The 21,129-nt window shown below is 42.8% G+C and carries 19 protein-coding genes; 9 read left to right on the top strand and 10 right to left on the bottom strand.

All coding sequences use genetic code 11. The features are described from left to right. Positions 1-4: 4 nt before the first annotated feature. The 3 genes from ruvC to AAFH98_RS04540 all read right to left on the bottom strand — a co-directional run bounded on the left by ruvC (position 5) and on the right by AAFH98_RS04540 (position 2,586). Positions 5-586, bottom strand: coding sequence for a crossover junction endodeoxyribonuclease RuvC (ruvC, locus tag AAFH98_RS04530; protein WP_342521493.1), 582 nt, complete (start codon positions 584-586; stop codon positions 5-7). Positions 587-670: 84 nt separating this feature from the next. After that, positions 671-2,074: an alanine/glycine:cation symporter family protein gene (locus tag AAFH98_RS04535; protein WP_342521494.1), complete on the bottom strand. Its 1,404-nt coding sequence runs from the start codon at positions 2,072-2,074 to the stop codon at positions 671-673. A gap of 44 nt (positions 2,075-2,118) precedes the next feature. Further along, positions 2,119-2,586, bottom strand: a complete 468-nt coding sequence (locus AAFH98_RS04540) for a DinB family protein (protein WP_342521495.1) — start codon at positions 2,584-2,586, stop codon at positions 2,119-2,121. A 116-nt stretch (positions 2,587-2,702) separates the two neighbouring features. On the opposite strand from AAFH98_RS04540, the gene AAFH98_RS04545 reads away from it, so the two are divergent. Continuing rightward, positions 2,703-3,470, top strand: coding sequence for a type III pantothenate kinase (locus AAFH98_RS04545; RefSeq protein WP_342521496.1), 768 nt, complete (start codon positions 2,703-2,705; stop codon positions 3,468-3,470). Between the two features lie 132 nt (positions 3,471-3,602). Here the strand turns inward: AAFH98_RS04545 and AAFH98_RS04550 are convergent, their stop codons facing one another. After that, the gene (locus AAFH98_RS04550; RefSeq protein ID WP_342521497.1) at positions 3,603-4,277 is read right to left on the bottom strand and encodes a MarC family NAAT transporter; all 675 of its coding nucleotides are present in this window, start codon (positions 4,275-4,277) and stop codon (positions 3,603-3,605) included. A 126-nt stretch (positions 4,278-4,403) separates the two neighbouring features. Between AAFH98_RS04550 and AAFH98_RS04555 the strand changes: the two genes are divergently transcribed. The 3 genes from AAFH98_RS04555 (at position 4,404) to AAFH98_RS04565 (ending at position 6,986) form a co-directional block, all read left to right on the top strand. Next, complete coding sequence (locus AAFH98_RS04555) at positions 4,404-4,880, top strand: GAF domain-containing protein (RefSeq protein WP_342521498.1); 477 nt, start codon at positions 4,404-4,406, stop codon at positions 4,878-4,880. 18 nt (positions 4,881-4,898) lie between these two features. Further along, a complete protein-coding gene (locus AAFH98_RS04560; protein WP_342521499.1) occupies positions 4,899-5,399 on the top strand; it encodes a DUF4920 domain-containing protein in 501 nt (166 codons plus the stop codon). A 111-nt stretch (positions 5,400-5,510) separates the two neighbouring features. Continuing rightward, entirely contained in the window at positions 5,511-6,986 is a 1,476-nt protein-coding gene (locus tag AAFH98_RS04565; protein WP_342521500.1) for a M20 family peptidase, read from the top strand. Positions 6,987-7,006: 20 nt separating this feature from the next. Here AAFH98_RS04565 and AAFH98_RS04570 read toward each other — a convergent pair whose 3' ends face one another. From AAFH98_RS04570 to AAFH98_RS04580, 3 genes are all read right to left on the bottom strand, one after another. Then, the gene (locus AAFH98_RS04570) at positions 7,007-8,041 is read right to left on the bottom strand and encodes a class I SAM-dependent methyltransferase (protein WP_342521501.1); all 1,035 of its coding nucleotides are present in this window, start codon (positions 8,039-8,041) and stop codon (positions 7,007-7,009) included. 120 nt (positions 8,042-8,161) lie between these two features. Further along, a complete protein-coding gene (locus AAFH98_RS04575) occupies positions 8,162-8,923 on the bottom strand; it encodes an ABC transporter ATP-binding protein (protein ID WP_342521502.1) in 762 nt (253 codons plus the stop codon). Positions 8,924-8,948: 25 nt separating this feature from the next. Next, positions 8,949-10,493, bottom strand: a complete 1,545-nt coding sequence (locus tag AAFH98_RS04580; protein WP_342521503.1) for a hypothetical protein — start codon at positions 10,491-10,493, stop codon at positions 8,949-8,951. A 127-nt stretch (positions 10,494-10,620) separates the two neighbouring features. Here AAFH98_RS04580 and AAFH98_RS04585 point away from each other — a divergent pair, with 127 nt between their 5' ends. Beyond that, positions 10,621-10,869 carry a hypothetical protein gene (locus AAFH98_RS04585; protein ID WP_342521504.1) on the top strand — a complete coding sequence of 83 codons (249 nt, stop codon included), beginning with the start codon at positions 10,621-10,623 and terminating at the stop codon, positions 10,867-10,869. Between the two features lie 25 nt (positions 10,870-10,894). Here the strand turns inward: AAFH98_RS04585 and AAFH98_RS04590 are convergent, their stop codons facing one another. Further along, positions 10,895-11,479 carry a porin family protein gene (locus tag AAFH98_RS04590; protein ID WP_342521505.1) on the bottom strand — a complete coding sequence of 195 codons (585 nt, stop codon included), beginning with the start codon at positions 11,477-11,479 and terminating at the stop codon, positions 10,895-10,897. 307 nt (positions 11,480-11,786) lie between these two features. Here AAFH98_RS04590 and AAFH98_RS04595 point away from each other — a divergent pair, with 307 nt between their 5' ends. Then, the gene (locus tag AAFH98_RS04595) at positions 11,787-12,800 is read left to right on the top strand and encodes a glycoside hydrolase family 43 protein (RefSeq protein ID WP_342521506.1); all 1,014 of its coding nucleotides are present in this window, start codon (positions 11,787-11,789) and stop codon (positions 12,798-12,800) included. Between the two features lie 2 nt (positions 12,801-12,802). Here AAFH98_RS04595 and uvrA read toward each other — a convergent pair whose 3' ends face one another. Continuing rightward, the gene (gene uvrA / locus AAFH98_RS04600; RefSeq protein ID WP_342521507.1) at positions 12,803-15,613 is read right to left on the bottom strand and encodes an excinuclease ABC subunit UvrA; all 2,811 of its coding nucleotides are present in this window, start codon (positions 15,611-15,613) and stop codon (positions 12,803-12,805) included. Between the two features lie 147 nt (positions 15,614-15,760). Between uvrA and AAFH98_RS04605 the strand changes: the two genes are divergently transcribed. The 3 genes from AAFH98_RS04605 (at position 15,761) to AAFH98_RS04615 (ending at position 19,405) form a co-directional block, all read left to right on the top strand. Beyond that, the gene (locus tag AAFH98_RS04605) at positions 15,761-16,393 is read left to right on the top strand and encodes a CPBP family intramembrane glutamic endopeptidase (protein ID WP_342521508.1); all 633 of its coding nucleotides are present in this window, start codon (positions 15,761-15,763) and stop codon (positions 16,391-16,393) included. A gap of 100 nt (positions 16,394-16,493) precedes the next feature. After that, on the top strand, positions 16,494-17,918 hold the full coding sequence (locus AAFH98_RS04610; RefSeq protein WP_342521509.1) for a pyridoxal phosphate-dependent decarboxylase family protein: 1,425 nt from the start codon (positions 16,494-16,496) through the stop codon (positions 17,916-17,918). Positions 17,919-18,166: 248 nt separating this feature from the next. Beyond that, positions 18,167-19,405, top strand: a complete 1,239-nt coding sequence (locus AAFH98_RS04615; RefSeq protein ID WP_342521510.1) for an aminotransferase class I/II-fold pyridoxal phosphate-dependent enzyme — start codon at positions 18,167-18,169, stop codon at positions 19,403-19,405. Positions 19,406-19,712: 307 nt separating this feature from the next. Here the strand turns inward: AAFH98_RS04615 and AAFH98_RS04620 are convergent, their stop codons facing one another. Then, positions 19,713-21,095: a DEAD/DEAH box helicase gene (locus AAFH98_RS04620; RefSeq protein WP_342521511.1), complete on the bottom strand. Its 1,383-nt coding sequence runs from the start codon at positions 21,093-21,095 to the stop codon at positions 19,713-19,715. Between the last annotated feature and the right edge of the window lie 34 nt (positions 21,096-21,129).

Genomic DNA, 21,129 nt, shown 5'->3' on the forward strand with positions numbered 1-21,129 from the left:
CCAGTCAATCTTTAACACGATCGGGATTATTAGCTACAAAATCAGCCCAATTCGATTTGCTGTTGTTTTGGTGTGTTTTCTTTTGGGATTTGGGGGCTTGCCGGTTAAAACTGTTTTGTTTCATCAGGTGACACCACGCTACCGCCAACGCATCGGTAGCATCTTTCGATAACTTCTCATCAGGCAGATTTACGGTCTTACGCAACATAAAAGCAACCTGCTCTTTGCTGGCGTTTCCATTCCCCGTAATCGATTTTTTTACCTGCTTGGGATAATATTCCGTAACTCCAATATCCTGATTGGTAATGGCCAGCATAGCTGCAGCTTGTGCCCGGCCCAGTTTCAGCATTGCCAGCGGATCAACGCCATAAATAGGTGTCTCTACTGCGCACGAATCGGGATTAAACGAGGAAATAATTTTGGAAACTTCTTCAAAAATGTATTGCAGCCTATCGGAGTGGTCATCCATGTGCGCCATTTTGAGCACGTCACAACGTAAGGCCACCAGTTTGCTGTTTTCTTCCGTGAGGATAGCGTAGCCAGTATTTCGCGAGCCAGGATCGATACCAAGAATCACATCAGCCATAATACATTTTACTTGATTCGTTTAATTGAATATAACGTATTTGTGATGGATTTCTCACCGACAAAATTGTTCAGCATTCACTGGTTATTTAAATGTCTCAAAGGTATCAATCCGATTAAAGTAGCTGGTAGCAGCCTCCTTGACTTTCGGTGCCAGCAATATTGTGGAAACCATTGTGGGAATCGCCATCAGGGCAAACATACCATCAATAAGATCAATGACGGCACCAATAGAAGCAACTGAACCGAAAATAATGGACCCTACATAGAAATAATTATACCAGTGTTGTTTATCGGCGCCAATTAAGTAACCCAGGCATTTAGTTCCATAGTAGGAGTAGGTAAGCATCGAGCTAATGGCAAAAAAGACCACACATATCACCAATAAGTAAGTGCCGAACTCAGGTAGTGCTTCATTAAAAGCATTGAGCGTAAGCGTAACGCCATTGGCTTCAGTTGATTTCCAGACTCCGGTGACCAGAATAGCAAGGGCAGTCATTGTACAGGTAATAATAGTATCAATAGCGGGCCCAAGCATGGCAACCAGCCCCTCACGGACAGGCTCCTTGGTTTTGGCCGCACCGTGGGCTAGTGCTTCGGTACCAAGGCCAGCTTCATTAGAGAATACCCCTCGTTGAATACCGATGACAATGAGGGAGCCTACGGCACCACCCATAACAGATTTACCAGTAAAAGCGTCTGTAACGATTAGCCCAAGATAATGAGGAATCTCTGTAATGTGGGCAGCCAAAATGGCAATAACGCATCCTACATAAATAACGACCATAGCGGGTACGAGTCGAGAAGTTACTTTGCCAATACGAGTAATGCCGCCGAAAATAACAATAGAAACGAGTACAACGAGCACGAGTCCCGTAATAAGATCTCCACCCATGTGAGCATTTGCGGCCACCCAGCCTTGGGGGATATAAATGGAATCACGTAAGATTTGTGTCAGCTGGTTCGCCTGAAAAATGGGTAGGGGACCAAAAATACCGGCCAGAGCAAACAGTGCAGCCAGTGGTTTGAAAAGATAGGTCCAATTGCCGCCCCACTTTTTTTGGAGACCTTCGCGAATCACGTACATCGGTCCGCCCTGAACTTTGCCTTCGGAATCTTCTCCACGATATAAAATCGCCAGCGTACAGGTAAAGAACTTAGTAGCCATCCCCACAAAGGCGCTAACCCACATCCAGAAAAGAGCACCGGGGCCGCCCATGAAAATGGCAACGGCCACACCGCTGATATTTCCCATCCCTACGGTTGCAGCCAGGGCACTTGATAATGCCTCGAAGTGCGTAATATCACCCGGATCATCGGGGTCATCATAACGACCACGAAGAATATTGAGAGAATGCTTAAAATATTTGAAGGGGGCAAAGCGTGAATAGATTAGGAAGAAAAGTCCGCCGCCAACCAAAAGGTAAACGAGCGGCATGCCCCACATGAAACTGGAGAATGCACTTAAAAACTGTTCAATTACTTGCACACTAAAGATGTTTAATTGATGATATAATGAAGCGCGGGAATATACTAATTAGCGCGACTAAAGAAGATAAAATCGGTGGCCGGGGGATCAATTTTTGCATTTCGTAACAATTTGGCGATTTGGGCTCGGTGGTGCTGGCCGTGAATGATCACGTGGAAAAGGATATCGGATAGGCTGGTTTCGAATGATGTGCCTTTGGAGTTTTTGTAAGATATAATCCGGTTCAGATTATTGTTATTGCTTTCGATTAACTGTTTCCACTGTTGATTGAGTGTTTTCAGGTGTTGCAGGGCATCAGCTAATCCATAATCCGGCCAGATTGCTATATCTTCAATGGATGTCTCCTGAATTCGAGCAAGCCACATTTTCTGTGATCCGGCGATATGGGCAAAGTATTTGACGGCTTGATCCGATCCGTCAAAGCCGATATTGTCTTGAAGGCTCAACAAAACCTGTTCGTTGGCCCAATTGTCATATCTAAATAATCGGAGTACGTGATCTGATGTATTCATATAACTTTTTAGTTGATGCTCAAAAGCATATTAGAATTTTAAATATAATACAAATTTTGAAGTAGCTAAGTGCCCTCCTATTTTAGCGGGGTAACTTTAAATCAACAATAAATCATATGCTGCTCGCTCTCGATATCGGAAATAGTAATATTGTGATTGGCGCTTCCTCAAATGGGGAATGGGAACATCAGTGGCGTATCCAAACGGATACCGATAAAACCGCTGATGAGTATATTGTGCTTTTTAACAGTTTGTTTTCTGAAATTGATCTGGCTTTCAATAAGTTTGATCACGTCATTATCAGTAGTGTAGTGCCCCAGCTAACGCGAACAGTCAGTGAGGTGTTCGAGAAAAAGTCGCATACCGAAGTGCTCATTTTAAATGGGGATGTTGATACAGGGCTTGCCATCAAACGGGTAAATCGTAAAAGTGTGGGGGCCGACCTCATTGCGGATTCGGTAGGGGCATACGCATTGTTTGGAGATAACTGCATTGTCGTTGATTTTGGGACAGCGACTACGGTAATGGCAGTGCAAAATCCTGGAGAACTTATCGGCGGAGCGATTTGTGCGGGGCTTAAAGTCACCATCGATGCATTAGTGGGCAAAACCGCGCAGCTGTCGCAAATTCCGCTGGAGCCTCCCAAGCAGGTTATTGGCGGTAGTACTATGGAGGCTATGCAATCGGGATTGGTACTTGGCCACTTGTGTATGATTGAAGGGCTCATCGACCGGATGAAAAAGCAGTTGGGTGGTTCGGCAAAAGTAGTTGCCACGGGTGGGCTGTCGGAGCAAATAGCCGAGCATACCGACTATTTTGATGTCATTGACCCTATGCTCACGCTGGATGGATTACGGTTAATTATGGAACGGCAGCAGAAGTAAAAAAGGCAAAAAGCTTAGCTACTATCTTTCATTTTTGATAGCAAAGCAAAAATCTCATTCATTATATTTTTACTTTTCCTTTCTGCCTTTTCACGCTTCACGGTTACCGTATGACTTCTCGCACCTCTCGGTTTAAACGCCAAAAAACTTAGAGATACCATTCAGTATAAACTGCACGCCAATAGCCATGGCAATGAAGCCCATCATGCGAGTAATAGCATTCATTCCGGTAGGACCAATATATTTCGCGGAAAATGGTGCCAGCCGTAATACGCCATAAGAGATAAGGGCTACGAGAATAATTGCAGCACTCATAATGATTAGATCGATAAACCCTTCCGCTTGCGAAGCTAAACCAATGACAACAGCAATACTGCCGGGGCCTGATAGCATGGGCATAGCCATGGGGCTAAAAGAGATGTCTTCTTTATCTTTGGCTGCTTCTTGGGCTTCATCCGATATTTTCTTCTCTGAGACATCCGGATTCAACATCGCATAGGCGGCGCGCAGAATGATAAGTCCGCCCGCAATGCGGATTCCCGGCAGGCTGATTCCAAAAAAGCTCATAATATATGTCCCCGCCAGTAGAAAGATGATGAGTACCAGGAACATGTAAAACGAGGATTTTTTAGCCACTGATGTGCGCTCAACATCATTGTTTTTCTCAGTCAGGGAAAGAAAAACCGGCATAGCAGCCAGTGGGTTTGCTACTGATATAATAGATGTAAAGGCTGCAACAAAAAGGGTTGTAGTTCCTGAGAAATACGTAGTAAGTACATTGCTTTGACTTAAAATATCTTCAAACATAAGTCGCCAAGATATAAAATGGAGCTCAAACTTTTAACAGTTTTTACCAACGATATATGTTTTTCAAATGTTAAATTTACCCTTAGATTTAGAACCAATTTTTTATAGTGATTAAGAAAAGAATCAATGAATCAAAAAACAGTACAAAACTCTCAATCGCTCATTAATAGTGTGCGTCAAATTGTTGATAAAAAGAATGCTACACGAGATCAAAAGCTAAAAGAAATCAGTGAGCTCCTTGCAGAGAAAATTGAGGTCTTTGATTGGGTAGGCTTTTATCTGGTTGATCCCGATGCCGACCGCGAACTGGTATTAGGACCGTATGTGGGAGAAGAGACCGATCACACGCGCATACCCTTTGGAAAAGGAATTTGTGGTCAAGCGGCCGAGACGAACGAAACTTTTGTAGTGCAGGATGTAAGCAAAGAAGAAAACTACTTGGCCTGCAGTGTACATGTAAAAGCCGAAATTGTTGTACCCATTAAAAAGAACGGTGAGTTTGTTGCAGAGTTGGATATTGATTCGCACACCAAAGATTCCTTAACTGACGAGCATCGCAAAGTATTAGAACAAATTTGTGAGAATCTGTCAATACTCTTTTAATAAAATTTAGGTACGATTATGAAATCGTTAATAACTACTTTTGTCGGACTTTTGTTATTGGTCAATGTGGGTATAGCACAAAATAAAGATGCCCCTCCAGAATTAGCCGAACCGGTAGAAAGCGGTAAAAACTACGAAGTATATGGCAGTGAGTTCCCCGAGGAAGTAAAGTTTTTTGCACCGGGCTATTTGGTTCGAAATGCGGATGTTTTTAAGGGACAGCAAATTGCTGCGAGGGGAGAAGTTAAGCAAGTTTGCCAGAAAAAAGGATGCTTTTTTATTCTTCCAGCCGGAGACCAGAGCATCCGTGTAACATTTAAGGATTATAAGTTTTTCATTCCCAAAGATGCTGCCGGTCAAGAAGTACAGCTTGTTGGTACTTTTCAGGTAAAGGATCTATCCGAAGAAAAAGCCAAACATTATGCTGAAGATGCTGGTGAAGACCCCAATGAGGTTGAAGGAGCGCAAAAAGAGTACGGCATAGTGGCCACATCTGTTAAAATTATTGATACGAAATAGAGTTATTAGTTTGGACACATTTTTTTCGTATTAGTAAAACAGATTATCGGCAGTAGAATTTAATTAAACGGCTATTACAGGTCTGGTTGTTTCCTTAATTCAATTTGTGGGATGAAAAGTTATACTACTCGGTGTTTTATTTTGGTTATATCACTCTTTTTAACCTTTGCATGGACATCGTGTAATTCATCGGGAAAAGTAACAAGAGATATAGATCCATTAGCTTTAGAATATACTATTGATGAGGATAAAGCACTTGATCGTCTTAGCGAGGCCATTCAGCACAAAACGGTTTCGCTGGAAGATACATCAGCCATTAACTACGAGCCGTATGATAATTTTATAGCATTTCTCGAAAAAGGATACCCGAAGTTACATCAGGAAGCCGAAAAACAGCGGATCGGGAAATATAGCGTTTTGTACAAATGGGAGGGGAGTAATGCCAGCTTAAAGCCGGCCATGCTAATAGGACATTACGATGTAGTACCGGTGAAATCAGGCGGGGATACGCTTTGGCAACATGCTCCCTATAAAGGTGAAGTAAGTGATGGTTTTCTTTGGGGGCGTGGCACGCTCGATGATAAAAGCGGTATCATGTCGATCATGGAGGCGATGGAATATTTGATTGATCAGGATTTTCAGCCCGAAAGAACGTTTTATGTTGCCTTGCACCATGATGAGGAGGTCGGTGGGGTGCGTGGAGCACAAAGGATCTCCAAACATCTGCAGGATAATGACATTGAGTTGGCGTACTTAGTAGATGAAGGGTTGCCCATTGCAGAAGAGATTATCGACAATGTGAACGTTCCATTAGCAATGATTGGGGTAGCCTCGAAGGGATCGGTAAATATTGAGTTGACTTATAACCAAGATGGAGGGCATTCGTCGATGCCTCCGCGTTCTTCTGTGATTGGTACCCTTAGTGATGCCGTGAATCGTATTGAGCGTAAACCGATGAAGGCCAGCTACAGGGGGTTAATTGTAGAGACCTTTGAACCTTTAATTCCCTATATGACCTATACCCAGCGGTTGGCATTTAATAATACGTGGTTGTTTCGAGGAATTATAAAAAACAAGTTGAGTAATAATCCTGCTACTAATGCAGCACTACGAACTACCGCCGCAAAAACCATTTTTGAGGCAGGCTTTAAAGAAAATGTGTTACCGGTAGAAGGAAAAGTGATTATCAATTTTAGGATTCATCCCAATGATACTGTAGAGGATGTTGTGGAATATGTCCGGGATCGGATCAATAATGACCGTATTAATATTCGAGTGTTAGATCGGGCACGAAACTCTTCCCCGGTATCGAGTACGAAGGCAAAGCCATATAAGATGTTAAAAAGTACTATAGAAGAATCCTTTGGGGAAGCGTTAGTTTCACCGTCGCTGTTTATTGCGGCCAGCGATGCGCGCCATTTTGAGGATTTAACCCCCAATATTTACCGCTTTCGACCTATTCGCGCTCGTCATGAGGATCGATCGAGAGTACACGGAATTGATGAACGTATTTCGACTGAAAATTATATTGAAATGATACGATTTCAGATCAGGCTGATTGAAAATGGGGCAACAGAACTTCAGTAAATTTTTAGGGCTTGGAATTGTTATCTCACCTTGCAAATCAATCCGTTGTGTGCTTTAATGTAGCCGGCGCGCAGGATATCAAATCCGTGCTCCCAGGCATATAATCCCATCTGCTGAATATCCATGAGCTCGCGATAGCCGTAGTTCATGTAGTCACTCATGACGGTGTAAAATGCCTTGCTACGCAACTGATTTCGCGGTGTGGTTAGAATGGCGTAGCCACCGGGCTTTAGGAAACGGCGGTGCATTTCAAAGGCCTCGTGCTTGTACTCGTCGGGAAAATGCTCGATAAGTCCAATACTGACCACAATATCGAACTCCTTGCCGTATTTAAGATTGCGAATATCATCTACCACAAAATCGATATTCATATCCTCTTTGTAATAGACTTTGTGGCTTCCGGTAGCAGGATTATTTCCCAAGAAGGGATATTGGGCAGGAAACTTACCATAGCGGTCGGTTTTGCAGAATTTGTCATAATCTACCAGCACTGCATGACCGCCGGGATATTGCGCCATCAATTGCATTGCCTCATATCCATCGGCCGCGCCTAAAAATAAGACCTCCGGCTTTTCAACGTCGAGTCCTTCAAACAGGGCACGTTTTCCACGCGGGTCCCAGATGGCATCTTCTACACGATGTACCTTGTTCCACACCAGTAGTTGTACGAGTTCTTCGAGTGCTTCACCCGCACCGTGGATATCCATGCTCATCAGGTTTTGCCAGATAGCCGAGCGTGCAGCCTGTTTTTCTTTGGGGACATCTTTTATAAATAACTGATGGAAAGATTTGTTAAAATGCTTCCATCCTTCTTTGACCCCCATCCGTTCGCCATGCTCCTGTTCCCATTTCTTTTTACCCTCGGCCCATTTATCGACTTTGTATGGACGATTAATATTTTTCCAGTTTAGGTTCGACCAGTCAATATGACTTACATCTTCGAAGAGGTCGGGAGGCGTATCCCGTAAATCTTGAACGTGTGTGGCCAGCCTTTCAAAATACCCGACTTGGTGGTTGGGATTTTGGGTAGATTTTTTGGCAGTATCTGTTTCCATGGCAGGGTCCCTTATATTGGCCTTCTATTTCCATTATAACGAACGCCGCAATGAAAGTCATTTACAGTTTTTTATGGAGAATTATTATCCAATAAAATGTATGGATTTTTAATTACCCAATTACAGCCACTTCAATACATCATTTTTGGGTTGCTCAACCTGCACATAACTTTCAAATATTTCGCTGAGGGAGGCATCTTTTTGTAATTGTTTACGGCTTTCGGAATCGAGATAAGCAATAATTTTCTGGTTGTGCAAAATAGCGATATCATTACAGAGATTTTCAACGATTTCTAAAATATGACTGGTAATGATGATTGTGACACCATTTTCTTGGAGCTTGTTCAGAATTGTTTTCATCCGGCCTATCGAAATTACATCAATGCTTTCAAAGGGTTCATCCAGGAATAAAATTGTAGGCTCACTCAGGATGGCGGCACAAAAGGAGAGTTTTTTGCGACTGCCAGCTGATAATTTGTTGATTTTAGCATGCTCAAATTCGGTAAGCCCCAGATATTCCAACAGGGAATCCATTTTAGGCTGACGGTCTGGGCGACCAATTTCGAACATATCACAGATATAGTGCAAAAAATCGTGGCTGGTAAAATGTTCAAAAAGGAGCGGTGGCTGTAGCACAGAGGCGATCTCCCGTTTAATCATTAGCTCGTTGTATTCATTAAGTTCCCGGCCATTAATCACAATCGAGCCATCGTCATAATCAAGCAGGCCGGTTAAAATGCCGATTAGGGTGCTTTTTCCCGCGCCGTTGGGACCAATGAGCCCAAAGATGTTTCCTTTTGGAACGGATAGATTAAAGTCCGTAAGTACAGGGGTATCGCCGTATAATTTTTGTAATCCTGAAATTTGTATGGCTTGATCCATAGTTTACATTATTAGAGCATTAAGCTTATTGACGTGCATTGGCCCAAACATTGCCCAACACATGTTTATCAAAAGCGCGAACAAGCAGGTCCATGTCGCGCCATAAGTAAATGGCGATAGCTATGGTTAATGCCCCCATAATCCACAACCGATAAATCTGGTATTCGCCCAGGGGAGTAAAAACCGCATATCCCAATCCGAAAATGAGAAACAACATCATGAATGTAACTTTTTGGGATATGATGGGATGCTTAAAGCTAAATGAAGAATAATCTACTTTTTTGTAATAGTAAAAGGAGGTCCACAAGAATACGAGTGTAAAACAGACAAAGAAAAAAGTATTGCTGATATATATTCCGGCAACTGATCCTAATTGGGGCAAGTAGATGATCTCGGCCGTGGTGATCAGGTAAAAAATGAGTAAGGGGACGACAATAATTCCCAAGAAACGTTCTTTAAGCTGTTTTTCGAAAGAAATAGGGAACTGGAGATGTAGAAGAAATTCTTTGTTTTCGTAGCCAAACATGTTGGCCATACCCATGGCAAGAAGGGCTACAGGGATGGCTGCCAGCATTGTGGGAATAAGCAGGGCACTATAGTAGTTGTCCCCAAGTTGGAGTAGCAGGGGGATATATACGGCAGGAATCAAGGCAATAGTGAGAAGTTGCAGCCTGTTATACGGATGAGAAAAAACGTAGTAATAAAATTTGCCGGCATTATAGCCAAGCCACTTTTTTAGATAAAACCACAGCCGATTTCTTTTGTAGGTGGTTTGTTTGTGTACCGATTTTTGCAGCCCTTCTCGCGTTTTGAAAAAATGATCCCTAAAAATTAGAAATATCAGCAGGGCGCAGAAGCCATAAATGGTTGAAGCAGTAGCTAAATTATAGGAACCGGTAGCTGTATATTGCAGAAGTCCGCCGGGTGTATAAAATAGGTAGCTGTTTAGTGTTTTGATGCTTGGGAGATGATGGACTATTATTTGGTCGAACTGGCGCGAGATAATAGCAATGGCCTGAATGGTACCGAAGATCAGGAAAAGAGCACTAAAGACAATAATTTTAAATCGTTGTTCAACGATTTTTAGGAACCGGTGTTTAATAGAAAAGATGAATGCATAATTTAACAGAACAACGGCAATCACGACTGGAATATACATGAGGTTGTGAAGCTGCATAAGCAAAAAAACCAGCCAGGTAAGGTTGTAAATTACATTTAGCGGGTGAAAAAAGCCGAGTAGATTGAGATGCCAGCTGAGTTTTTTAACCGGGTAAGCAAAGGCCAGTAGTTTCCGGTTTTGTTCCATATTGAGGAGGCGGGTACTGGTAAAGGAAAAATGTAGAATCCACAGTACGTTGGCAAATATAAGAATGATGAGCTGATGGATGTCGACCGTAAGCCATGGGAGCTGTTCAGCAACTATAGGGTTTTGATCGAAAAGGATAATGACCAGTGCTGAACCTAACAGGTTGGAAAACAGAATGAGTAAAAAAATGATATATCCGACCATCAAGAAGGTCTGAAAGTTGGTGAGCCGATAGAGGAAAGTCGACCAATTAAGATATATCAATTTTCGGAGCATAGCTGATTGTCAAATTGATGGATACCTGAATGAATATTCAAAATAGTATTTCGGGAATCAATCTGACAATATTATCTTTATTAAGCTGGTTAGAATTTCTGAAGATAAGAAAGACATGACGTCCAAAAATACACTCAAATATATTTTTATCGCCGCTGTTATTGTATTGGCAGGCTTTGCACTGGCAGATTCACTCGGGTATTTTAACTCCAAACCCTATACGGCGGTATCACATGGCTCACATGTTCATTATGTGCCTGAAGATCGTGATCCCAACGTATCTATTGATAAATTTCCGCAAGAGGAACCAGGTCCGCGAGAACGTATTTCCCCTACCGGTCAAATTGTGCCGATAGAGGAATAATACGTCTTTTAAAAAGGAGAGGGGATTAGAAGTTGAGTCCCGCAACGATGGATATGACACTGTTTTTACCTTGCCCACCGTCAAAAGCATTGGTAAGTCCAAAGCCATAACGTCCTCCAACATTCAATTTCGTTAGACCAACGTTGAAGTCTACGCCAGCTCCTACAATACCACCAAAGTCTGTTTGTTCATTATCAGTATCGATACTTACACCGCCTCCAGAGACTTTACTCGTAACTGGAATGCCAACATACGGTCCAACATAAACATGCGGCTGTGCAGGACCAGGAGCGAAGCTAAATTTTGCTAATACTGGCACTTGAATATAGTCTAATTCCAGGGTGATGTCGTTAGCAGCTTCATATCCGTTTTGGGTATAAAGAACTTCCGGTTGAATGGAAATGGGGCTCATTGGAACTTTAAAGTTTAAGAACCCGCCGACCATAAATCCGGTTCGTGAGTCAAGATCAGACCCATCAGCGGTATCATAAAAATTGCTAAAGTTTAATCCGGCACGGAGACCAAAATCAACTTGGGCGTGGGACTTTTGGACAGAAATAATGCTTAGAAGGCCAAAAATAAGGGCGAAGGATATAATTATTTTTTTCATGATGAGAATAGGTTAATTATAAAGAATATTAGACCTTGCCTTTAAGTGGCAAAGTAGGTTGATATCTTACAAAATTAATATCTAATAACACATATTAATTTTGTGAAGGGTGAACCCTTTAGTTATCGAATTTTAGTAATTAAGAGACTATCATGCAGTTGGGTCAAGAGGTGAAATTACAGTACAGTGCTAAATTTGTAGATGGCCGTATCTCTTACCACTTGTCGCTTTTAGAAAAAGTAGAAGCATTCCAAAATAATTGTATATTTAACACTTAATTATTTTTGCTACTTCAGTCATCAATGTTATGGGTATATACAATCGTCGAAAAATTGTTTTGGGATTTATGGGAGTACTGGTTGCGGCCTTATCAATCTTCTCATGCACTACCAAGGAATCAGCAGAAGATGTGCTTACCGATGAGCCGATTCCAGAGCCTGGAAATCCGATTATTACCGAAAAATATACGGCTGATCCTGCAGCTTTGGTTTATCAGGATACCGTATTTCTTTATGTGGGACATGATCAAGCCGAACCGGGACACGGATTTTATGATCTTCGTGAATGGTTGGTGTATTCGTCCACGGATTTGGTAAACTGGCAGGAGTACGAAGTGCCGCTTCGGGCAAAAGATTTTGAGTGGGCCTCGGGTGATGCGTGGGCTGCAGAAGTTATCCATCACGATGGAAAATTCTATTGGTATACGACCGTAACGCACGCAGAAAATGAGGCCAAGGCCATTGGCGTGGCGGTATCCGATAGTCCCACCGGGCCATATAAAGATGCGCGTGGCTCGGCTTTAGTTACTAACGATATGACCACCAATGTAGATATTACCTGGGATGATATAGATCCCACGGTTTTTGTAGACGACGATGGGCAGGCCTATATGTTTTGGGGCAATACGCAGTTGTATTATTCAAAGCTGAAAGAGAATATGATTGAGTTGGAAGGCGAAATCAAAACGATTGATTTACCACACTTTACCGAAGCGCCGTGGATTCACAAGAAAAATGGTTATTACTACCTTTCTTATGCCTATAAATTTCCCGAGCGAACTGCTTATGCGATGAGTGATGATATTGAAGGCCCATATTATTTTAAAGGGATTCTCAACGAAGTTGCAGGCAACACCAATACCAACCATCAGGCTATTATTGATTATAAAGGACAGTCGTACTTTTTCTATCATACTGGTAATATTCCAACCGAGGGAAGCAGTTATCGTCGATCGGTGAGTATCGACTCGCTGCATTACAATGAAGATGGAACGTTGCAACGTGTTCAAATGACAACTGAGGGTGTAGGGGCTGTTGAATAAATTTAGAGAACTTCGCTGAGATACTTGCCGGTATGACTTTCTTCCACCTCAGTAATTTCTTCGGGCGTTCCAGTGGCTACAATTTGTCCGCCAGCAAAGCCACCTTCAGGACCAATGTCGATAATATGGTCGGCACATTTTATGACATCTAAATTGTGTTCAATGATGATGACCGTATGGCCATTATTGACGAGCTCATTAAAAGAGTCGAGCAGCTTAGCGATATCTTCGAAATGGAGGCCCGTTGTGGGCTCATCAAAAAAGTAGAGCGTGCTGTCGCCGGCCGATTTGCTGAGAAACTTAGCCAGCTTCACGCGTTGTGCTTCCCCACCGGAAAGCGTCGGCGCGCTCTGCCCCAATTTGAGGTAACCCAGTCCCACATCTTCGAGGGTCTGTAGTTTATTGGTAATGCGTTCCTCATCCACAAAAAACTCGATGGCCTCGGAGACGGACATATTCAATACATCGTGGATATTTTTGCCCCGATATTTCACCTGCAGTACATCCTTGCGGTAACGCTTGCCACCACACTCCTCGCAGGTCAGTTCAATATCGGCCATAAATTGCATTTCAATTTTTTGGATACCTTCGCCCTGGCATGCTTCACAGCGACCTCCGGGAACATTAAACGAAAAGTGTCCTGGCTCATACCCCATAATTTTAGATTGCCGGGTGTTTGCAAATAGATCACGAATACCGTCAAACGCTTTGGTATATGTAGCGGGATTTGACCGCGAAGAGCGCCCAATTGGCGACTGATCAACCATTTCAACTGAATCAATATAGTTGGTGCCCGTAATTTTACGATGATGGCCAATTTTATCCTTATAGGTTCCCATCTGATTTTGGATGGCAGCATACAGCGTGTCGTGTACCAAAGTTGATTTCCCGGAACCACTAACACCTGTAACACAGATCAGCTTTTCGAGCGGAAATTCTACATCAAGACTTTTGAGGTTGTGTTCCATGGCACCTTCCAGTTTAATGATCTTTCCGCTTCCTTTACGCCGTTTTTCCGGCACCGGAATTTCTTTGCGCCCACTGATATATTTGCCGGTTAAGGTATTAGCTTCCTGCAGATCATCATATGAACCACTGTAGACCACTTCACCACCGTGAATTCCAGCAAATGGACCAATATCAATAATGTTATCGGCCGCTTTAATCATTTCCGGGTCATGCTCTACAACCAGCACGGTATTTCCAATATCACGCAGTGATTTTAAAATGTTAATCAGCCGATCGTTATCACGGGGATGTAGGCCAATTGTTGGTTCATCAAGCACATACAGGCTTCCAATGAGTGAACTACCCAGCGAATTTGCCAGACTGATACGCTGCGACTCACCACCACTGAGCGTTTTAGCCAGTCGGTTAAGCGTAAGATAGCTTAGCCCAACTTCATCAAGGTACTTCAGGCGTTTACGGATTTCGTAGAGTACCTGCTCGGCTACTTCCTTTTCGAACTCGGAAAGCTCCAGGTTTTCAAAAAATTCCCTCGCGTGGCCGATGGTCATTTCTGCTACTTCGCCAATATGCTTATCGTTTACTTTAACATAGAGCGCATCTTTGCGCACGCGGTACCCTTTGCAATCTGGGCAGCGACTGTATCCGCGATAGCGCGAATAGAATACTCGCATATGGACTTTATAGGATTGGCTTTTCACATCCTCAAAAAATGGACGAATGCCAATATATTCATCTTTACCCTCCCATATAATTTCTTTTACGTCATCATCAAGCTCTTGGTAGGGGGTATCAATAGGCAGGCTATATCGTGCTGAAACTTTAACAAGATCACGCAGATGCTTGCTGAACTTTTCACCACTATACGGAGCAATAGCTCCATTGCGGATGGTTTCTTCGGGATCAGGGATGACGAGATTTTCATCAATACCAGAAACCTTGCCAAACCCTTCACACTTATCACAGGCACCGAACGGATTATTAAACGAAAACATCTGCGGTTTAGGCTCAGTGAATTCAATGCCGTCCATCTCAAACCGCTCGCTGAATTTGTGTTCTTCACCATCACGGATTTTAATAGAGCAGCGGCCGTTGCCCTCCTGAAAAGCCGTTTCAAGCGATCCGGCAATACGAGTTCGTGTGTCTTCATCATTCTTAAGAACAAGCCGATCTACCAATACCCGGTAGTTGTCTGCGCTGATGTCCTTTGGATCTACATCATCGGTCGTCAGATCCAAAATATTTTCGTCATCAATATGCAGGAGACGAGAATACCCCTTTTCCTTAAGAACTCGGAGTTCATCCTCCAATCCTTTCTCTTCGTGAACCGGTATAGAAAACAGTACGTAAAATTTAGTGCCTTCGTCATGTTCGTTGTGAAGTTCCTCAATAACCGTTTTGGTACTGTCTTTTTTCACCTCTTTTCCCGATTTAGGCGAAATAGTATGACCGATCCGTGCGTAAAGCAGGCGCATATAATCGTAGATCTCTGTCGTAGTACCAACTGTAGATCGGGGATTCGAAGATGTCGTTTTTTGTTGAATGGCCATGGCTGGTGAAATACCCTGCATGAAATCCACATCGGGTTTGTCCATGCGTTCTAAAAACTGCCGGGCATAACTGGAAAGACTTTCCACGTATCGTCGCTGCCCCTCGGCATAAATGGTATCAAAGGCCAAGCTGGATTTACCTGAACCACTAACGCCGGTAACGACGGTCATCTTGTTACGGGGGATCTCGACATCGATTTCTTTGAGGTTATGAACGCGGGCCCCTTTAACAATAATGGGGCGATCTTTGTCGGTTTCAGATTGCTTTTTCTCGTTGATCGTTTCGGTCTGAGACATGCAGTTATTTTTGCGTTTGTATAAACGGGTAAAGGTACAAATTTTACGACAAAAAGTGAGGGGTTAATCCCATGAAACAATCATAAAGAACAACCTGTAAAGAATTTGCGTTCAAGAGGTATGACTTTTCATCCTTAAAACGATAACGTGGCCAAAGATATGGACATTGCTCGACAAATAGAGGGTATTATACTATTTATTGGAATTCCATCGCTGGAATATTTTGAGCTTCTGCCTCTCCCGAAATTATTAGTTCTTGTTTTGGTGGCAGGTTATTGCGGGTATCAATTATGGAAAGACACAGAATTTGGTGGAGGGTTGTTCCGGAAATCCGGTAACCATCAAATCAGCAAAACCATATTGCTTAGAACCGTTGTGATAGCACCTGCTTTAACAGGGTTGGTTTGGGTTTTACCAGATTTGAATCTGTTCAGTTTTCCCATTGAACGGCCCTGGCTTTGGATGATTGTGATGGTATTATATCCACTGTTATCGGCTCTGCCCCAGGAGTTTATTTATCGCACCTTCTTTTTCAATCGGTATAAAGAAATATTTACCCTTCCTCATAGCGATATTATTTACAGTGCGGCTGCGTTTTCGTTTTTGCATATTGTATATGACAACTGGTGGGCTGTTGGGCTTAGTTTTTTAGCGGGACTTTTATTTGGGATTACGTACAAGCGAACCGAATCGCTGTACTGGGTGGCTTTAGAGCATATTATTTATGGATGGCTTGTTTTTACGCTTGGGCTTGGACCATACTTTTTTGAGGCGTTTTAATAGTTTGTCTGTGTCAATAATACGCATTGGTAGTTGCGGTGCATACAATTATATTCAGTTTCTTGTTAAAACTTTAGATGATATAGTACATTGAATTGTCATGAGTCTTGATGTTTCTCCGCAACAGTTTGAAGAGTGGATTGAACAAACAGGTCAATTGATCAAAAGGTTTTATGCTGATGATTTGACATCGCCCGTATTTGCCGGCAAGTCTCCTGCCGAGGTACAAGCACTTTTGGAGGAATCGCTGCCACGGCAATCACAAAATATTGAAGCCTTGCTGGATGAGGTTGGTGAAAAGGTATTGAGCTCGATCACCAACAGCGCGGGTCCCCGTTATTTTGGATATATTACTGGCGGTGGAAACCAAGTAGCGGTGTTAGCCGAAATGATTAAGGCCTCTCTCAATCAGAATAATTTAAAATGGCATTCGTCGCCGGTAAGTACGGAGTTGGAACGGCTGGTGATGCGTTGGGTTGCTGATTTTATAGGGTATCCCACAAGCAGCGCAGGGGTGCTTTTAAGTGGGGGATCGGTGGCCAATTTTAACTGTCTGGCGGTAGCGCGAAAAATTAAGGCGCCTTCTGATATTTCGGATGAGGGAATCTATGGTTCTAATCCCATGACTGTATATGTTTCGGAGGAGGGGCACTCCAGTTTTGACAAAGCGATGGATATGTTGGGGCTTGGGAAAAAGTATTTGCGAAAAATCCCCGTTGAGGATGATTTTCGCATTAATATTGAAGCGCTTGAAGAGCAAATTCGATCCGACAAAAATGCGGGCCTCAATCCCATCTGTGCTATTGCCGTTGCAGGTACGACTAATACGGGTGCCGTTGATAATTTACAGGCCGTCGCAGATATCTGTGAAGAATATGGTTTGTGGTATCATGTGGATGCGGCTTACGGTGGGCCTGCTGCAAGAGTTGATAAGACAATCCCGCTTTTTGAAGGGATTGAACGCGCTGATTCGGTGGTAGTTAATCCCCATAAATGGATGTACGTACCCTTTGAAGCAGGCGGGGCGCTTGTCAAAAATCCAGAGCATCTTCGCCGTACGTTTAGCACGATCCCTGACTATCTGAAATCGGATCAGCAGAATGGAGGGCGTACAGACCTAATGGAATATAATTTGCCGCTGACGAAAGAGTTTAAGGCACTTAAGGTATGGATGACGATAAAGGCGTACGGTGCTGATCGGTTGCGCAATGAAATTGCTTCTGATATTGATAAGGCCCAATACTTAGTTGATTTAATCAGCGAAGAGAAAGGCTTGGAACTTATGGCACCGGTACCTCTGTCAATTGTTTGTTTTCGTTACAATCCAGGTGGATTAGATGCAAAGCAATTGGATGTACTAAATGACAAAATCATTGATAAGGTGGAGATAGATGGTCGCGTATTTTTAACGGGCACAAAGATTAACGGGGCTACCGCAATACGAGTTTGTTTTATTAATCACCGTACAAAAAGGAAGGATATACAGCTTTTAAAAGAAACCGTGTTGGATATTGCCATGAATTAGCGTAGGAAATATAAGTGGTCTATACGGGTCTTAAATAGTTGTTAAGGCATGGCAAATAATATCCCAAAGAAATATATTTTCGGATAAGTTCATGTTAATCAGTTGTTTAGGGTTGTATGTTTTGGGGGTTGTTATTTTTGATATGCAGGTTATTTTCATTACCTTTTTTCAATGTTTTACAGGCACATGTTAGTTTGTGAGCAAAAGAATCATCTACACATAACCAAATAATGAGTACAAGTTAGTTTATGGATTTATTTGATAAACTGGAGTCAAAACCAGGCCCACTGGGAGAATTTACTTCAGATGGATATGGCTACTACACTTATCCTAAACTCGAAGGTCCTTTGGGACCCGTAATGAAGTTTAATGATGAGGATGTCATTGTCTGGAGTATTAACGATTACCTGGGGGTTGGAAGCAATGAGGAAGTAAAACAGTATGATGCAAAAATTGCTCAGGATCACAGCTTGAGTAGCCCGATGGGAGCTCGGCTGATGACCGGGAATACCACTGAGCATGAAAAGCTCGAAGAAGAGCTGGCCGATTTTGTACACAAGGATGATGCCTTCCTTCTTAACTATGGCTACCAGGGAATCATGAGTGTGATTCACGCCCTTGTAGATCGAAATGATATTTTAATCTATGATGAGCTGAGTCATGCTTGTATTGTAGATGGTAAGCAGTTGGCCATGGCTGATAAGTATGTATTTAAGCACAATGATATCGAAAGTTTTAAGACTCAGTTAGAACGAGCCCATCGCAAGAAAAAAGATAATGGGGCCGTTCTGGTTGTAACTGAGGGGGCCTTTGGAATGACAGGTGATCTGGGCATTCTCAATGAAATGATTGCTCTTAAGGAAGAATATCCATTCCGTTTGTTGGTAGATGATGCTCACGGCGTTGGAACGATGGGCGAAGATGGATCGGGCACGGGTACTCACTTAGGTTGTCACGAAGGCATAGATCTTTACTTTGGTACCTTTGCCAAGGCTTTTGCGCTTATTGGTGCTTTTGTTGCTACCAATGAGCGTGTGGTTGAATTTTTAAAAGCCAATGTCCGAAGTCAGATTTTTGCCAAGTCGGTGCCGATGCCTATTGTAAAATCGGCGCGGAAACGGCTGGAGATGATTCGTAATAACCCACAGTGGAGAGAAAAACTTTGGGAAAATACGAATATGCTTCGGGGCGGACTTCGGGATATGGGCTATAATGTATTGCCTGCAGAATGTCCGGTAACGCCTGTATTGACTAAGGGAAGTACTGATTTATGTCAGATGATTATGCGTAAGCTTCGGGAGGAACACGGTATCTTTGTAAGTGGAGTAGCTTATCCGGTTGTTCCCCGGGGAACAGTGCTTATCCGCTTGATACCAACCGCTGCGCATACCAAAGAGCATATTGAAAAAACGCTTGATGGTTTTGAAGCAATAAAAGATGTAGTCTTTGCGGAAGCGAAAAAACAGAAGCAGAAAATGACTGCTTAATTTTTTCTGCAGATAGATTTATTGAAAGCCTCGCTGAAAACAGCGGGGCTTTTTTTATGTTAGTTAGACCTTTGCCAAACCAGTGTCACCCTGAATTCATTTCAGGGTCTGATGTAATAAGTTGGATATTAGCTATAGATGCTGAAACAAGTTCAGCATGACATAGTAGTCCTTACAAAGGTCTCTTAGATTCTTTTTTAGAATTTCACTCCGTAGCATTATGAAAAAGGGCACAAGCTCCCAAAAATAAAGAAGGGACGAGTAGTTAACCCGTCCCTTCAAAATTGTTTAGTGCCTTTTTATCTAATTAAGAAAAGAGTTTTTTAATCAGGCCAATAACCCCGTCACGCTGATCTTTGGGAGTATCGCCCTTACGTCCGCCGCTAAGTTTATCATAACTTGGACGTGGGAGTTGAAGCCCATCATCTTTTTTCTTTTTACTCCGTCCATTATTACGTCCTCGTTTGGAACGGTTATCGCCTCGGGATTTCTTCTTTTTTTTCTGCTTCCGTTCTTTCAGTTTTTGCTTCACTTTATCAGGAAGTGGAAGCTCTTTGGGGGCTTGTCCCAGGCTGTTCTCTAATTCGTTAATGTCGCTGCGATCTTGTTTGGAAACAAGTGAAACAATGCGCGATGCTTTGCCTGAACCGACTAAGTTAGCACGATACCGGTATTCATTTGGATCATTGGGAACATCATAATTAATGACCTGTGTAACTCGGTCAAGTTCGAGCTCCGCAGCCGGAATGTCTGCTACCAACAGATATTGCACATCTCCATTGGTAAAATTGGCAAATCGCTGCGCGTGTTTTTCATCCGAAAGCTTACCATGGATACTGGTAGCTTTGAGGTTGTTTTTTCGAAGTGTTTTATACAGTCGATCAGTACCTCGTTTAGAAGCGGTAAATATCACGCAATTATCAGACGGGTTGTCCTCGATATGTGCCATTAAGGTGGTAATCTTCATCCGATTGGGAACGTAGATATATCCCTGTGAAAGATTTTGGTCCACCGTAGGCGGTTCCGTGAGCATACCCGGTTTATCTTCAAACCCAATAGCAATGGGGTCCTCAGTATATTGTTTCGTTAGCTCTTTGACATCATCGTTAAGCTCATTGGTATAAATGAGAGTCTGATGATCACTAAGAACCCGTTTAAGAATGTTTTTGAGTTTATCTTGCAAGTTCAGGGTAGTCATCTTGTCTGCCGAATCAATGACTACCAAGCCAACATCCCGAAAGATAAATCGCAGGTCATGGCATATATCCTGCAGGGGACCGGGATTCCCGACAATAACCTCTACTTCGCTTTGTAGGGATTCTTTCTGTTCGGCTTCTTCGGTATCCATGTCAATAGATGCACACTCAATCTGTGCATGGTATCCCATTGCCCAAACGAGCTCATCAATTTGTTTCGACTCATCCGGATTAGGGGTTAACACAAGTACCGAAGTACCGTCTTTGTCTTCTCTTTTGTTAACCTGCTCAAGTGCAGGAATAATAAAAGAGGCGATTCTGCTGCTTCCTTGCTCGGCTTTAATAAGTGCATCATTACCTTCAAGTACAGCGGGGATAACTTCTTCTTGTAATTCAGTAAGTTCAGTATAATTAATGTCTTGAAGCCCGCTCATGATGTTGGGGCTCAAATTTAGTTCTTCAAACTTCAACGTTCTATCCTTTGTTTTATTCATGTTTGTTCTTCATGCATTCGCTTCAAAACCAAGC

This window comes from Fodinibius sp. Rm-B-1B1-1 (assembly GCF_038594945.1).
Lineage (GTDB): Bacteria > Bacteroidota > Rhodothermia > Balneolales > Balneolaceae > Fodinibius > Fodinibius alkaliphilus.